General features: G+C 68.9%; 19 protein-coding genes. 13 read left to right on the top strand and 6 right to left on the bottom strand.

Going from position 1 to position 14,387, the window contains the following annotated elements:
* Window positions 1-9: 9 nt before the first annotated feature.
* The 6 genes from dnaQ (at window position 10) to KZX46_RS07110 (ending at window position 3,497) form a co-directional block, all read left to right on the top strand.
* Window positions 10-675: a DNA polymerase III subunit epsilon gene (gene dnaQ, locus KZX46_RS07085; RefSeq protein ID WP_216710273.1), complete on the top strand. Its 666-nt coding sequence runs from the start codon at window positions 10-12 to the stop codon at window positions 673-675.
* A gap of 85 nt (window positions 676-760) precedes the next feature.
* Complete coding sequence (gene hpf / locus KZX46_RS07090; protein ID WP_216710272.1) at window positions 761-1,336, top strand: ribosome hibernation-promoting factor, HPF/YfiA family; 576 nt, start codon at window positions 761-763, stop codon at window positions 1,334-1,336.
* A complete protein-coding gene (locus tag KZX46_RS07095) occupies window positions 1,336-1,800 on the top strand; it encodes a PTS sugar transporter subunit IIA (protein ID WP_216710271.1) in 465 nt (154 codons plus the stop codon). The genes hpf and KZX46_RS07095 overlap by 1 nt, the downstream gene beginning before the upstream one ends.
* A complete protein-coding gene (locus KZX46_RS07100) occupies window positions 1,797-2,120 on the top strand; it encodes a DUF1491 family protein (protein WP_219776020.1) in 324 nt (107 codons plus the stop codon). Before KZX46_RS07095 ends, KZX46_RS07100 begins: the two co-directional genes overlap by 4 nt.
* A gap of 173 nt (window positions 2,121-2,293) precedes the next feature.
* Window positions 2,294-2,935 (top strand): cell wall hydrolase, encoded by a 642-nt coding sequence (locus KZX46_RS07105; protein WP_219776021.1) that lies wholly within the window; start codon window positions 2,294-2,296, stop codon window positions 2,933-2,935.
* A 40-nt stretch (window positions 2,936-2,975) separates the two neighbouring features.
* Window positions 2,976-3,497: an MmcB family DNA repair protein gene (locus tag KZX46_RS07110; RefSeq protein ID WP_219776022.1), complete on the top strand. Its 522-nt coding sequence runs from the start codon at window positions 2,976-2,978 to the stop codon at window positions 3,495-3,497.
* A 69-nt stretch (window positions 3,498-3,566) separates the two neighbouring features.
* Here KZX46_RS07110 and KZX46_RS07115 read toward each other — a convergent pair whose 3' ends face one another.
* From KZX46_RS07115 to KZX46_RS07125, 3 genes are all read right to left on the bottom strand, one after another.
* Window positions 3,567-4,133: an ActR/PrrA/RegA family redox response regulator transcription factor gene (locus KZX46_RS07115; protein ID WP_216710267.1), complete on the bottom strand. Its 567-nt coding sequence runs from the start codon at window positions 4,131-4,133 to the stop codon at window positions 3,567-3,569.
* Complete coding sequence (locus KZX46_RS07120; RefSeq protein ID WP_219776023.1) at window positions 4,130-5,449, bottom strand: ActS/PrrB/RegB family redox-sensitive histidine kinase; 1,320 nt, start codon at window positions 5,447-5,449, stop codon at window positions 4,130-4,132. Before KZX46_RS07120 ends, KZX46_RS07115 begins: the two co-directional genes overlap by 4 nt.
* 72 nt (window positions 5,450-5,521) lie before the next feature.
* On the bottom strand, window positions 5,522-6,115 hold the full coding sequence (locus tag KZX46_RS07125) for an ankyrin repeat domain-containing protein (protein ID WP_219776024.1): 594 nt from the start codon (window positions 6,113-6,115) through the stop codon (window positions 5,522-5,524).
* A gap of 58 nt (window positions 6,116-6,173) precedes the next feature.
* Here KZX46_RS07125 and KZX46_RS07130 point away from each other — a divergent pair, with 58 nt between their 5' ends.
* The 6 genes from KZX46_RS07130 to KZX46_RS07155 all read left to right on the top strand — a co-directional run bounded on the left by KZX46_RS07130 (window position 6,174) and on the right by KZX46_RS07155 (window position 10,949).
* Window positions 6,174-6,767, top strand: a complete 594-nt coding sequence (locus KZX46_RS07130; protein ID WP_219776025.1) for an SCO family protein — start codon at window positions 6,174-6,176, stop codon at window positions 6,765-6,767.
* Window positions 6,757-7,194, top strand: a complete 438-nt coding sequence (locus tag KZX46_RS07135; RefSeq protein ID WP_216710263.1) for a YcgN family cysteine cluster protein — start codon at window positions 6,757-6,759, stop codon at window positions 7,192-7,194. The genes KZX46_RS07130 and KZX46_RS07135 overlap by 11 nt, the downstream gene beginning before the upstream one ends.
* Window positions 7,172-7,888, top strand: a complete 717-nt coding sequence (locus KZX46_RS07140; protein WP_219776026.1) for a M48 family metallopeptidase — start codon at window positions 7,172-7,174, stop codon at window positions 7,886-7,888. Before KZX46_RS07135 ends, KZX46_RS07140 begins: the two co-directional genes overlap by 23 nt.
* A 144-nt stretch (window positions 7,889-8,032) precedes the next feature.
* Entirely contained in the window at window positions 8,033-8,794 is a 762-nt protein-coding gene (locus tag KZX46_RS07145; RefSeq protein WP_219776883.1) for an ABC transporter ATP-binding protein, read from the top strand.
* Window positions 8,791-10,329 (top strand): ABC transporter permease/substrate-binding protein, encoded by a 1,539-nt coding sequence (locus tag KZX46_RS07150; RefSeq protein ID WP_219776027.1) that lies wholly within the window; start codon window positions 8,791-8,793, stop codon window positions 10,327-10,329. Before KZX46_RS07145 ends, KZX46_RS07150 begins: the two co-directional genes overlap by 4 nt.
* Window positions 10,326-10,949, top strand: a complete 624-nt coding sequence (locus tag KZX46_RS07155) for a glutathione S-transferase family protein (protein WP_219776028.1) — start codon at window positions 10,326-10,328, stop codon at window positions 10,947-10,949. Before KZX46_RS07150 ends, KZX46_RS07155 begins: the two co-directional genes overlap by 4 nt.
* 312 nt (window positions 10,950-11,261) lie before the next feature.
* On the opposite strand, the gene KZX46_RS07160 is transcribed toward KZX46_RS07155, so the two are convergent.
* On the bottom strand, window positions 11,262-12,083 hold the full coding sequence (locus tag KZX46_RS07160) for an SDR family oxidoreductase (protein WP_219776029.1): 822 nt from the start codon (window positions 12,081-12,083) through the stop codon (window positions 11,262-11,264).
* A 62-nt stretch (window positions 12,084-12,145) separates the two neighbouring features.
* Between KZX46_RS07160 and KZX46_RS07165 the strand changes: the two genes are divergently transcribed.
* Window positions 12,146-12,340: a DUF1674 domain-containing protein gene (locus tag KZX46_RS07165; protein WP_226896144.1), complete on the top strand. Its 195-nt coding sequence runs from the start codon at window positions 12,146-12,148 to the stop codon at window positions 12,338-12,340.
* Here KZX46_RS07165 and KZX46_RS07170 read toward each other — a convergent pair.
* Window positions 12,337-13,311 (bottom strand): NAD(P)H-dependent glycerol-3-phosphate dehydrogenase, encoded by a 975-nt coding sequence (locus KZX46_RS07170; RefSeq protein ID WP_219776030.1) that lies wholly within the window; start codon window positions 13,309-13,311, stop codon window positions 12,337-12,339. The genes KZX46_RS07165 and KZX46_RS07170 overlap by 4 nt on opposite strands.
* Window positions 13,308-14,363, bottom strand: a complete 1,056-nt coding sequence (gene tsaD / locus KZX46_RS07175; RefSeq protein ID WP_226896145.1) for a tRNA (adenosine(37)-N6)-threonylcarbamoyltransferase complex transferase subunit TsaD — start codon at window positions 14,361-14,363, stop codon at window positions 13,308-13,310. The genes KZX46_RS07170 and tsaD overlap by 4 nt, the downstream gene beginning before the upstream one ends.
* Window positions 14,364-14,387: the final 24 nt, after the last annotated feature.

A 14,387-nucleotide genomic window follows, 5' to 3' on the forward strand; every position in this document is an offset into this window, starting at 1 on the left:
GATAGAGTCATGCGCGAGATTGTCTGGGACACCGAAACGACCGGGATCATGCCCGGGGATGGCCACCGCATCGTCGAGATCGGTGCGATCGAATTGCGCGGACGCGTCGCCACCGGGCGCAGCTTCCATTCGTACATCGATCCGTGCCGGATGATGCCGAAGGATGCCGAGGGCGTTCACGGCCTGTCGACGGCGTTCCTGACCGGCCAGCCAGTGTTCGAAGCGGTGGTCGACGACTTCCTCGCCTTCATCGAGGATTCGCCGCTCGTTGCGCATAACGCCGTCTTCGACATGGAATTCCTCAACTGGGAGCTGCGCCGCGCGCGGATGCCGGCGATCCCGGCGCATCGGGCGGTGTGTACGCTCGAATTGTCGCGCAAGAAGCATCCGGGGGCGAAGCACACCCTCGACGCTCTGTGCAATCGCTACGGCATCGACCTGTCGGGACGGTCGAAACACGGCGCGCTGATCGATGCCGAACTGCTCGCACGGGTCTACGTCGAATTGACCGGCGGGCGGCAGATCGGGTTCGACCTCACCGCCGATGCGGTCGTCGAGGAAGCGGCGGCGCCACGGACATTGGTCGCGGCGCGCGCGCATGCGGCATCCGCCGACGAACTCGCCCGCCACGCCGCGTTCATCGGGGGACTTAAGGACCCGGTCTGGTTGTCGTAGCGTTGCCTAATTCCCAGTCGACCCCGGCTGATTGACGGCATCCGGGGCCGGGCCTAGAGCCACCGCCCGCCACAAGGAGACGAATATGGACATCCGCGTTTCAGGCCATCAGGTCGACGCCGGGGCCGCTTTTCGCGAGCACGTCCAGACCCGGCTGCGCGCCATCGCCGACAAGTATTTCAGCCGCGCGATCGGTGCCAACGTCACGCTGAGCCCGGCCCCGCACAGTGGCTTTGCGGTCGATATCGTCATGCACGTGATGTCCGACCTGATCCTCAAAGGCCGCGCCGAAGCGCAGGACGCGCACGCCGCGTTCGACGGTGCCGCCGACCGCATCGACAAGCAGCTCCGCCGCTACATGCGCCGCCTCAAGGACCGCAACGGTCCGGGTAATGCGCGCGCCGTCGAGAGCCAGACCGACCTCGACAACGCCGCCTATACGATCTTCGCCGCGCCGCCCGAGGAGGAAGCCGACGACAATCCGTTGATCATCGCCGAAACCCGCGTCGACATTCCCGAGGCGACGGTCAGCGACGCGGTGATGATGCTCGACCTGCGCAACACGACCGCATTGCTGTTCAAGAACAGCAAGTCGGGCGTTCACAACATGGTCTACCGGCGCGAAGACGGCAGCATCGGCTGGGTCGAGCCGAGGGTGTGATGATCGCCCTCGGCGACCTGATCTCGCCCGCGGTGCAGTTCGACCTGCACGCGGTCAACAAGCGCGCGGTGCTTCTGGCGATGGCGGCGCACGCGGCGCGGCTGACCGGCCAGGACGACGGGTATGTCGCCGAGGTGATTCTTGCGCGCGAGGCGCTCGGATCGACCGGCTTTGGTGCGGGAACGGCGATCCCGCACGGTCGGCTCGACACCCTGCCGCGGATCGTCGCGGTGATCGCCAAGCTTGCCGCGCCGGTCGACTTTGCCGCGCTCGACGGGCTTCCGGTCGATCTCGTCGTGCTGATGCTCGCGCCGACCGGAGCGGGCGCCGAACATCTGAAGGCGCTCGCCCGCGTCAGCCGCGCGCTGCGTGACCGCGATTTCTGCGCCAAGCTGCGCGGCAGTGCGTCGGCCGATGCGCTGTACGCGCTCGTCACCGGCGACGCGCGGAGCGAGGCGGCGTGAGCGAGCCCCGCCTGTCGGCGGGGACGTGGACCAGCGCATTGCTCCGGCGGGTAAACGCCGCCGGGGATTTCGCCACCGTCGTTTACCGCGGCGACGCCGTTGCTGGCAGCGTCGTCCTGATTCACCGCGATCGATCGGGGAGCGTTCGTGCGCTGTCGCGGGCGCTCGGCGAGTCGGGATCGTACGTCTGGCGCACCGCAGCAGCCGGCGACTCGGTCGATTCCTGGGTCGCCCGGCAGCGCGGCTTTGACCCCGATCTTTGGGTAATTGAACTGGACACCCCTGATCCGGCACGGTTCATCGACGAAACAATCGACTGAGCTTGCTACAATGTGAACCGGTCTTCACCACGAACGGCATCGAGTGCCGGAACCGTGGGCGGGTCCGGTGATCATCAGCCCAAGCGGACCGAACCGGGTTCAGCCCAGCGACGCACGATCATTCGGATCGAGGCCGAGCGGATCCGGGAACGCCGTGGGTAGCAAGCGAACGAATGACCTTCAGGTTCCCGATTCTCGCCCGTCTGGCCGCTTTGGCCGTCGCGGTGACACTTCTTCCGGCCGCGGGGCAATTCCCCGTTGCGGCCCTCGCGCTGGCCCCGATCGTCGCCACGACCATCGAAACCACTCAGCCAGCCGCCGACATCACGACAGCCGACCGCACGACCGCCAATTCGACGGCCAACGCCCCCCAGATCGCCGAGAGCGATGCCGCCGCCGAGCCGCGCCCGGCGCAGCTTGCCACTCTCGTCGCCCGCACGATGGACACCCAGCCGACCGCCTACGGCGATCGCGAGTGCCTCGCCCGCGCCGTCTATTTCGAAGCCCGCGGTGAGCCGCTCGAAGGCCAGCTCGCCGTCGCCCAGGTGATCCTCAACCGCGTCGCGTCGGGCAAGTTCGCCGACAGCGTCTGCGGCGTCATCGCCCAGCACGGCCAGTTCAGCTTCGACAAGAGCCGCACCCCCGCCGCGTCGCGCGACTGGCAGACCGCCAAGGCGATCGCTGCGATCGCTGCCACCGCGGCCTGGGACGTCGTCGCCCCGCGCGCCGTGTCGTTTCATGCGACCCGGATCAACGCCAGCTGGTCGAATCTCCACAAGGTCAGCACGATCGGCAACCACGTCTTCTACCGCTAAAGCGGTTTTCGTTCCCCGATTGTTCTGATACGCTGAGCCGATGGCCAGCGTTCCCGAACTCGCCCCCGACAGTCAGATTGCCCCCGACAGTCAGCTCGCGACGGCCTGCACTGCGCAGGACGTCGCGCGCGGCGTTTCGCGGCTGTTGTGGCACGCCGGGATCGCCCCCCTGACCGAAGTGCCGCTCGGTAACGGGCGGCGCGCCGACGTCGTCGGACTCGGCAGCGACGGGTTGCTTACGCTCGTCGAGATCAAGGTTTCGCTCGCCGATTTGCGCGGCGACGCGAAATGGCCCGAATACCTCGATTATTGCGACCGCTATTACTGGGCGGTGCCGCCCGGTTTCCCCCTCGGTGATTTCGACAGCGAGTGGTTCCAGCCCGCACGCGCCGGGCTGATCGTCGCCGACCGTTGGGATGCGGCAATCGTCCGGCCAGCCGCGTGGGTCCGGCTCAACGCGGCGCGGCGCAAGGCCGAGACGCTGCGCTTTGCCCGACGCGGAGCGCAGCGGCTGTTGTGGCTGGGCGATCCGGGCGCGGACGAAGGGCTGCGCTTGCCGTGATCGTCTCGCAATAAACGGCCGTCATCCCCGCGAAGGCGGGGATGACGATCTAAATATAAGCGTCTCTCGCTACCGCGGCGACCGCTTCGCCAAAATCCGCTGCAGCGTTCGCCGATGCATCTTCAATCGCCGTGCGGTTTCGGAGACGTTGCGGCTGCAGAGTTCATACACGCGCTGGATATGCTCCCACCGCACCCGGTCGGCCGACATCGGCTCGGCGGGGGCTTCGGGGCGGGTGCCCGGCGCTGCGGTCAGCGCGGCGACGATATCCTCAGGGTCGGCGGGCTTGGCGAGATAATCGACTGCCCCGGCCTTGACCGCTGCGACCGCGGTCGCAAGGTTGCCGTAACCGGTCAGCACGACGATCCTGATGTCGGGACGCAACGTGCGCAATTCGGTGACGAGATCGAGCCCGTTGCCGTCCTCGAGCCGCATGTCGACGACGGCATGCCCCGGCTTGAGCGTGCTCGCATAGCGCCGTGCCTCGGCAATGCTTCCCGCGCCAGTGACGGCAAAGCCCTTGCGCTCGAGCGTCAGTTGCAGCCGCTGGCGGAACGGCGCGTCGTCGTCGACGAGAAGAAGGGGCAAGTTGGCCGTCGCGACGGCGGAGTCGAGCGCTGCTGTTTCCATGATCATTCCAATTCCTGCACTTCGATATGCGACCGTAACCAGCGAACGTCGACTTGCGCTCCACCGCTCCGTCGATTGCTGAACTTTAGCCGCCCGCCGGTGCGTTCGAGCAACGTCGTCGCGATGAAGATACCCAGTCCCGTGCCCCCCGACCCCGACACCGATGGCCCGAGGAACGGTTCGCCGAGATGCGGCAGCATCGAGTCGGAAAATCCGCCGCCATCGTCGACGACGCTGATGCACACCTCGGTCGGCGTGGTCGTCGCGGTCAGCGTGACCGCCGATCCGGCGTGGCGAACGGCATTCGTCACGAGATTGGCGACGCCGTGGAGCAGCTCGGGGGTGCGGCGGATCATCGGCGCGGCACCGCCCGCCGCCGCGACATGGATCGGAACCCGCGCCGGCTCGAGCGGATGCGCGACTTCATGGAGCAGCGCATCGAGCGACAGCCGGGGGAAGGGGTCTTCGGCCTCGGCACGGCGGGCGATACCGATAAGAATCGCGCGGCTGCGCGAGGCTTCGCGGTTGAGCAGGCGGACATCCTCGCCAAAATCGGGATCGTCGCCGAGGCTGTCGGCGAGCTCGCGCGCGATCAGTGTGATCGTGCCGAGCGGACCGCCGAGCTCGTGCGCCGCGGCGGCGGCGAGGCTGCCCAGCGCCGACATCCTCGACTCGCGTTCAAGTGCCGACTGTGTCGCGACCAGCGCGTGTGCCCGCTTGCGCGCCTCGGCCGAGACGAGCCACGTATATCCGGCGAGGAAAGTCCCCGCGAGCGCGATCGCGACGACGACGCCGAAGCGGTACACCGGCGGCAGGATCACCGGCGGGCCCATCCACGGCAGCGGCAGCGCCCAGCGCCACAGGACAAAGACGATTGCCGATGCCATCGCGGTCAGCAGCAGCGTCCCGCGCGCCGACAATAATGTCGCCGAAATCGTCACCGGGACGATCAACAGGACGACGAACGGGTTCTTCAACCCGCCGGTGAGGAACAGCAGCACCCCGGCCTGGACGAGATCGAAAGCGAACTGGAGCAGCGCGTCGCGCCCGTTGAACCGCGCGTTGCGCGGGTACAGCGTCCATAACCCGACGTTGAGCACCGCCGCCGCGGCAACGGCGGCAATCAGCGACGGCCATGCCAGCGGGTAGTCGAGGTCGAGCCCGACGACGATCAGCGTCCCGAACTGCCCCGCAATCGCGATCCAGCGCAGCGACACCAGCGTTCGGACGCGAACGCCGGGCCGCTCGATCGCCGCCGATACGAAGGAACGGGTATTCTCCACTGTACGCACGTTATACGCCGCGCGCGCCGCACTCGCCATGCGACATGAACGTTACGGCTTGGTGAGAATGAGCGGACCTACCCCCCTCCCGTCGGTGGGAGAGGGGTTAGATCATCGAGGCGGCCCTTGAACTGGGGCGGAGATGCGCGACTTGGCCTCGGCTAGCAGCTTGACCATCTGCTGGTGCGCGCCTTGCGCTGCATACTGGCGTGCCGAAAAACCCGCGCTGTTGTCGGCGAGATCGGGATTGGCCCCGGCGTCGAGCAGCAGCTTGGTGTCGTCGAGGTCGTTCGCCTGGACCGCCTTGATCAGCGGCGTCTCGCCGGCGTTGTTGCGCTGGTCGACGACGGCGTGGACGAGAAGCAAGACGCGGACGCCTTCGGCAAAGCGCGCCGTCGCGGCAAGCAGCAGCGGTGAATTGCCGTCGCGGTCGCGGATGTTCGGATCGGCATTCGCCTGGAGGAGGAAGCCGAGCCACGCGATGTCACGCTGGCGGACGACGATGTGGATCGGGGCGTCGCCGGTCGACTGCTCGCGGGCGTTGATGATCGTCGTGCCCGGCTTGTTCAGGATCTCGCGCGCCTTGGTGACGTCCTTGTCGCGGACCGCCTTGATGAAGTTGTACGAGTCCGAAAACTGCGCCGCTGCTGGACCCGCAGTGGCGATCGATGCGATGGCGGCAAATGCGATGATGCCTGAGCGCATGGGGCCTCCTATATAACGGGTCGATCGCGCTGCCCTAACCTAGACGGACCAACTCTTAATGAACAGGCGTCGCCTGCCTTATGCCGTCCTTGCCGCCGTCGTCATCGGCGCGGCATCGCTCGGCGCGTGCTCGGCCCCGCCGCCGGCCGGGCCGCTCGTCGGCAGCGGGGTCGGCGGGCCGTTCAGCCTGATCGACCAGGACGGGCACGCCGTCACCGACAAGACCTATGCCGGGCGCTGGCGGCTGATGTATTTCGGCTATACCTTCTGCCCCGACGTCTGCCCGGTCGACGTCCAGAAAATCGCACAGGGGATGAAGGTCTTTACCGCCGACGATCCGGCGCGGGCGGCGAAGATCGTACCGATCTTCGTTACCGTCGATCCCGAACGCGACACCCCCGCGGTGCTCAAGACCTTCGTCCGCGCTTTCTCGCCGACGATGGTCGGGCTGACCGGCACCCCGGCGCAGGCCGAGGCGGCGCGCAAGGCGTTCCGCGTCTATGCGAAGAAGGCGGGGACCGGCCCCGATTATCTCGTCGACCATACCGCGATCATCTACCTGATGGACCCGGCGAACCAGCCGGTGTCGTTCCTCGATCATGGCGCGACCCCGCAAGCGATCGCCGCCGAGTTGAAGACCTATGTCCGATAGACCGTTCTGGGAGACCGTGCCGCTGTCGGCGATGAGCCGGCCGCAGTGGGAAAGCCTGTGCGACGGCTGCGGGCGCTGCTGCGTCCACAAGCTCGAGGACGAGGAGACGGGGGAGCTGCTGCCGACCAACGTCGCCTGCCGCCTGCTCGACGGCGCGACCGGGCAGTGCAAGGATTATCGCAACCGCAAGGCGCACGTCCCCGAATGTGTCCGCCTGACCCCGGCAAAGCTCGAGACGATCGACTGGCTGCCGTCGACCTGCGGCTATCTCCGCATCCATCGCGGTCAGGGTTTGGCCGACTGGCATCCCTTGGTTTCAGGCGATCCCGACTCGGTCCATCGCGCCGGAATCTCGGTTCGCGGCTGGACGATCAGCGAGGACGTCGCGGGCGATCTCGAAAACCATGTCATCGACTCACCGCTCTAGCGTCGCGACGTTTGCCGGGCGCGCGGTCGAGGTGCGGATCGAGCGGTCGGCGCGCGCCCGGCGGTTGACCCTGCGTGCGGACGCGGTGCGCGGGGTGGTGCGGGTCGCATTGCCGGCGCGCGGACGGCTGGGCGATGCGGAAAAGTTCATCGCCGCGCACGACGGCTGGATCGCGGCGCGGGTCGCGACGTGGCCAGTCGCGGTGCCGTTTGCACCCGGCGCAGCGATCCCGTTCGATGGGACAAGCCTTTCGATCGACTGGAGTTCGTCACATCCGCGCGGGGTCAAGCGCGACGGCGACCGGCTCGTCATCGGCGGCCCCGAGGCGACGGTGCCGGGGCGGACATTGCGCTGGCTTCGCGCCGCCGCGCTCGCCGACATGGCCACGGCAACCCACGCCATCGCCGCGCTGATCGACCGCCATGTCACTGGAGTCGCTGTCCGCGACCCCGCCGGGCGATGGGGCAGCTGCTCGTCGAGCGGGGCGATCGGCTATAGCTGGCGGCTGATCCTCGCGCCGCCATCGGTGCGCCAATCGGTCGTCGCCCACGAAGTCGCCCACCTCGTCCACCCGAACCACGGCCGCGATTTCTGGCGGCTCGCCAAGGACCTGACCGATTGCGACATCAAGACCGCACGCGCGTGGCTCGCGACAAACGGCGCGGCGTTGCATTGGGTCGGACGGGCTGCGTAACCCACTTCGTCACCCCGGCGAAGGCCGGGGCCCAACTGCCCCCGCAACGCGAATTCCAGTGCTTGCACGACGATGGGCCCCGGCCTGCGCCGGGGTGACGGCAGGGGGGAGACGCCGCGCATCCTCCCCGCTAACCTCCCCCGCATGCCCGCCGCGATCGCCTTCGCCGATGTCACCAAGCGCTTCGGCGCGACGACGGCGGTCGACCATGTCGCGCTCGATATCGAGGCGGGCAGCTTCGTCGCACTGGTCGGCGCATCGGGGTCGGGCAAGACGAGCCTGCTCAAGCTTATCAACCGGTTGAGCGACGCCGATAGCGGCACGGTCCGCGTCGACGGGCGCGATGTCCGCGACGTGTCGCCGCCCGAACTCCGCCGCGGCATCGGCTATGTCTTCCAGGGCATCGGCCTGTTCCCGCATCTCAGCGTCGCCGCGAACATCGCCACCGTGCCGCGCCTGCTCGGCTGGAGCGCCGCCGATATCGCCGCGCGGGTCGACGAGCTGCTCGCCCTCGTCGACCTCGACCCAAGCCTCGGCGCGCGCGCCCCCGCTGCATTGTCGGGCGGCCAGCGACAGCGCGTCGGGGTCGCCCGCGCCCTCGCCGCACGCCCGAAGATCGTGCTGATGGACGAGCCGTTCGGCGCGCTCGACCCGTTGACCCGCGATGCGCTGGCAACGCGCTACCGCGGCCTCCACGACGATCTCGGCCTGACCAGCGTTATCGTCACCCACGACATGCAGGAGGCGTTGCTCCTCGCCGACCGCGTCATCGTCGTCGCACGCGGCAAGATCGCCGCCGATGCGACGCCGGCGGAACTGATGCGCGGCCATGCTAACCCGGTGGTCGCGGCGATGATCGCGTCGCCGCGCCGCCAGGCCGAGCGGCTCGCGGCGCTGCTGGCATGAGCCCCGCACTCAGCGCCGCACTCGCCGAACTTCCGGGCAAGCTCGCCGCACACGTCACGCTCAGCGCCGCCGCGCTCGGGCTGGCGATCGTCGTCGCGACGCCGCTGGTGCTGCTCACCCGCACCCGCCCCGGAGCGCGTTGGGCGGTGCTGGCGGGCGCGGGGCTCGTCCAGACGATTCCCGCGCTGGCGCTGCTCGCGCTGTTCTACCCGGCGCTGCTCGCGGTGCGCGGTGTCACTGGCGGCACGCTGCCGGTGCTCGGTTTCCTCCCCGCGCTGCTCGCGCTGACGCTCTACGCGCTGCTGCCGCTGCTGCGCGGCGGGTTGAACGGGCTGATGGGGATCGACCGTGATATCGTCGAGGCGGCCGAAGGGGTCGGCATGACCCCGCGCCAGCGGTTGCTTCAGGTCGAACTCCCGCTCGCCGCGCCGGTGATCATGGCGGGGGTACGGACCGCGGCGGTGTGGACGATCGGCGCGGCGACGCTCGCGACCGCGGTCGGCGCGGCGTGCCTCGGCGACTTCATCTTTTCGGGGCTTCAGACCGAGAACTGGATCGCCGTCCTCGTCGGCTGCGCCGGAGCGGCGGCGCTCGCGGTCGCGGTCGATGCGCTGCTCGGGCTCGTCGAGTCGGGCCTTGGCACCGGATCGCGCTTCAAGATGTTCGCCGGAGCCGTAGGGCTGATGTTGATCGGCGGCCTCGCGGTCGTGCCGCAGCTCGGCTCGGCCGCGTCTGGTAAGCCGATCGTCGTCGGCGCGAAGAACTTCTCCGAGCAATATATCCTCGCCGACGTCATCGCCGCCCGCCTCGCCCCGCGCCGTGTCGTCGAGCACACCGGCCTCGGCTCGGCGGTTGCCTTCCGCGCGCTCGCCGGCGGCGATATCGACACCTACGTCGACTATGCCGGGACATTGTGGACCGCCATCCTCGGCCATAATGAAAAGCTCCCGCGCGCTACGATGCTCGCGCAACTCAGCCGCGAACTCCACGCGAAATACGGGGTCGGGGTCATCGGCCCGCTCGGTTTCGAGAACGCCTACGTCCTTGCCGTCCGGCGCGATCTCGCCACCCGGCTGCATCTCGTGTCGATCGCCGACCTCGCCCGCGCCGCCCCCGGATTGACCCTTGGCGCCGACATCGAATTCCTCTCGCGACCCGAATGGGCGGGGCTGCGCGACGCCTATGGACTGACCTTCAAAACGCAAAAGTCTTTCGAGCCGACCTTCATGTACCGCGCGCTGGCGAGCGGCGAGGCCGACGTCATCTCGGCGTTTTCGAGCGACGGGCGGATCGCGGCGCAGGATCTTGTCGTGCTGACCGACCCGAAGGGCGCGATTCCGGCGTACGATGCGCTGCTCCTCGTCTCCCCCGCGCGGGCGAAGGATGGGTCGCTCGATGCGGCGCTGCGCCCATTGGTCGGGTCGATCGGGGTCGACGCGATGCGCCGGGCGAACTTGCTCGTCGACCGCGAATCGGACAAGTTGTCGCCCGAGGCAGCCGCAAAGACGCTGCTTACGGGGGAGACGAAAAAATGATGCTGTGGAGCGCCGCCGCGCCCGCGCCCAATCCGCGCCGGGTCACGATCTTTCTCGCCGAGAAGGGCGTGACGATCCCGGTTACCGACCTCGCGATCTTCAAGGGCGAGCACAAGGCACCGGCGTTCGTCGAGAAGAACCCGCGCGGGCAGGTTCCGGCGCTCGAACTCGACGACGGCACGGTGATCGCCGAGTCGATCTCGATCTGCCGCTATTTCGACGCGCTTTACCCCGAGCCGCCGCTGTTCGGCACCGATCCGCTCGACCGCGCGCTCGTCGACATGGCGCTGCGCCGGGTCGAGACCGTCCTCGGCATCCCGCTGTCGATGGTGTGGATGCACTGCCATCCGTTCACCGCTGCCGTCGTCGTCCCGCAATACAAGGACTTCGGCGAGAGCAACCGGGCGAAGGTCGCCACCGCGCTCGCGTGGTTCGATGCCGCAATCGCCCCGGGCGGGTTCGTCGCCGGCGAGCGCTTCAGCATCGCCGACATCGCGCTGTGGAGCACGCTCGACTTCGGCCGCGCAGTCGGCCTTGTCATGCTCGACGACACCCCCGCGCTGGCCGACTGGTTCGCGCGGGTCGCCGCCCGGCCGAGCATCGCCGCGGGTGCCGGCTAGAGCACGAGTTGGTGTTCACTTAAGTCGTCATCCCCGCGAAGGCGGGGACCCATCACCACGAACGTCTGGGCTGATGGGTCCCCGCCTTCGCGGGGATGACGGCGATGTATATGATGAGAAAACGCCCGCGTAAGAAAACGCTGTCCTACACCCCGGCTTCTGGCCCAGCGTAACCAGATGACCTTTTCTCATCCCTCGAAGCGTCGCGCTGGTGGTCGGGACGCCTCGTGGAAGCCCGCGTTCCATCGCGACGTGGCGTCAGGTTCATCAACTTCGTCAAGCTGGCCTGACACTTTCGGCGGCGCGACTCGGCTACCGCCCGCCGCCGAGGAAGGCGCCGATGCGCTTGTAATACGACACCGGGAACAGCCGGGTGAGCAGGTCGATCATCTTCGCATCGCCGCCGATCAGGACGCGCGGGCTGCCTTTTTCCATCCCCGCGACGATCGTCGCGGCGGCCTGGTCGGGGGTGGTCCGCGCGCTCTTCTCGAACTCCGACGCCGAATCCATCGCTCCGGGAGCACCGGGCATCGACTTGATGAACTTGGCGTTGCGGGCGACGTTGGTCTTGATCCCGCCGGGGTGGACGCGGATGACGCGGATGGCGGGGTCGGTCTGCGCGAGTTCGAGGTACAGCGCCTCGGTCAGCCCGCGCACGGCGAACTTCGATGCGTTGTACGCCGACTGCGTCGGATAGCCCATCATGCCGAACACGCTGGAAATATTGACGATCCAGCCCGCGTCGCGCCCGCGCAGGTGCGGCAAGGCGTGGCGGCAGCCCGAGACGACGCCGCCGAAATTGACGTCCATCACCCGGTCGAAATCGGCTGCGGGCGTGTCGGCGAACGGCGCGATGATCGACAGGCCGGCGTTGTTGATGATGCCGTCGAGGCCGCCATATTCGCGTGCCGCCTCGTCGATCCACGCCTTGAGCGCGGTGTCGTCGGTGACGTCGAGCGCGGTCGTCGTCGCCGGCGAATTGCCGAGCAGCGCCTTGGTCTCGCCGAGCCCCGCCGCGTCCTTGTCGGCGAGCGCGAGGCGGACGCCCTTCTTTGCCAGCAGCACCGCGAGCGCGCGCCCGATTCCGCTCCCCGCCCCGGTCACCGCGATCGCGCGCCCGTTCAGATCGGTCATTTGAACCCGTCCTCCCCATTTCTATGTTGATGTCAGTTCAATCCATCCACCGGAGAAGCGCAATGGCCTCGATCCCCCGTCCCGACATGCCCGAACCGCTCCTGCCGAGCGAACAGCCCCCCGAATTGCCGGTTCCGGGTGGCCCCGAGCCCGAGATGGACCCGTCGCAGCCGGTCCCCGAGATCGGCGGCCGCGACGGTCCCGACCCGGTCCGCTACGGCGACTGGGAACGCCGCGGCGTTGCCGTCGACTTCTAGACCTCGGCGCGGAGCGGGCGGCTAAGCAGCTGTAATATCGTCGCTTCCACCGTCAGCGAGCCGTCGAGAAGGCCCGCGACCGCAGCGACGATCGGCATCTCGACGCCGCGCGCTGCCGCCGCCGCTGCGAGGACCGGCGCGGTCGCTGCCCCCTCGGCGACCGTCCGCCCCGTTGCTGGAGGCCGTCCCTCGCCGAGCGCGACGCCGAGGGTGAAGTTTCGCGACGCGGTCCCGGTACACGTCAGGACAAGGTCGCCAAGCCCCGACAGCCCCCCCAAGGTCGCTGCGCTCGCCCCGCAGGCGAGACCGTAGCGGAGCATCTCGGCGAACCCGCGGGTGATCACCGCCGCCCGGGCATTGTCGCCGAGACGGCGTCCGGCGACGACCCCGCAGGCGATCGCGAGGACGTTCTTGACGGCCCCGCCGATGCAAGCACCGGCGACGTCGGCGCTGTAATAGGGGCGGAAGGCTGGCTGGGCGAGCCGCTGGCACAGAGCTTGGCCGAGGGCTTCGTCGGCGCAGGCGAGCGTCACTGCGGTCGGAAGCCCTGCAGCGACCTCGTGCGCGAAGGTCGGCCCCGACAGTACCGCGAGCGGCCAGTCGGGCAGGGCCTCGGCAGCGACCTCAGCCATCGACCGGCCTCCCGGCGCGATGCCCTTGGCGCAGAGGATCAGCGGGCGGGGGGATTGGCCAGCGAGACCCGCGAGGACGTCGGCCATCGCCTGCGCCGGCGTGACGATCAGCAGCGCATCGGCGTCGGCCAGCCCGTCGAGCGCCGGGACCGCGACGATCGCCGGGGACAGCACGACGCCGGGCAGGAACAGCGCGTTGACATGGTCCGCGTTGATCCCGGCGACGACCTCGGCCTCGCGTGCCCAGAGCGTCGTCCTCGCCCCTCCCGCCGCCGCGACCTGCGCCAGCGCGGTGCCCCATGCGCCGCCGCCGACGACCCCGATCGTTATCAGGCTCATGCCTTGACCCCGGCGCCGCGAACCGGCTCGGCAGCGGGGTCGAGCGGCCAGCGCGGACGGGCGACCGCGTCGAGCCCGTCAACCAGGCCGAGCGCGAGCCTCTCGGCCCCGGCCCATGCGATCATCGCGGCGTTGTCGGTACACAGCCACAGCGGCGGCGCGATGAACGGCAGGCCGCGGCTGGTGGCGAGCCCGGTCAGCGCCGACCGGATCGCGCCGTTGGCGGCGACTCCCCCGGCCACGACCAGCGCCGTCGCCTCGGGCATCCGCGCCATCGCGCGTACCGTCCGGTCGAGCAGGCAATCGACGACAGCAGCTTGAAACCCGGCGGCGAGATCGGCGGCATCGGTCGCGGTCAACGCGGGCAGCGCATCGCGGGCGCGCAGGACTGCCGACTTCAATCCAGCGAAGGAGAAATGCGGCTCGGGCGACCCGAGCAGCGGGCGCGGCAGCTTGAAGCGTGCCGCATCGCCCGACCGCGCCGCCGCCTCGACCGCCGGACCGCCGGGAAAGCCGAGGCCGAGCAGCTTCGCGACCTTGTCGAACGCCTCCCCCGCCGCGTCGTCGATCGTCGTCGCCAGCCGCCGGTAGCGCGCGACGCCGTCGACCGCGAGCAGCTGGCAATGTCCGCCCGACACCAGCAGGAGGAGATACGGAAAGGCCAGCTCGGGATCGACCAGACGCGGCGACAGCGCATGGCCTTCAAGATGGTTGATCGCGAGCAGCGGCTTGTTCGCGGCGAAGGCGAGCGCCTTGCCCGTCACCAGCCCGACCATCACCCCGCCGATCAGTCCCGGCCCCGCGGTCGCGGCGATCGCGTCGACCTCGCCCAGCGTGACACCGCCATCGGCGAGAACGCGCTCGATCATCGGGGTCAGGACCTCGACATGCGCCCGCGCGGCGATTTCGGGGACGACCCCGCCGAACGGGCGATGCGCCGCGTCCTGGCTCGCGACCGCCTGCGCGACGATCGTCCGGTCGCCGCGAACCAGCGCGACGGCGGTCTCGTCGCATGACGATTCGATACCGAGGATGAGGGGAAATCCGGTCACTTGCCGCCCTATAGCGCGTTCCGC

It is taken from the genome of Polymorphobacter sp. PAMC 29334, from assembly GCF_019431245.1.
Classification (GTDB): domain Bacteria; phylum Pseudomonadota; class Alphaproteobacteria; order Sphingomonadales; family Sphingomonadaceae; genus Polymorphobacter_B; species Polymorphobacter_B megasporae.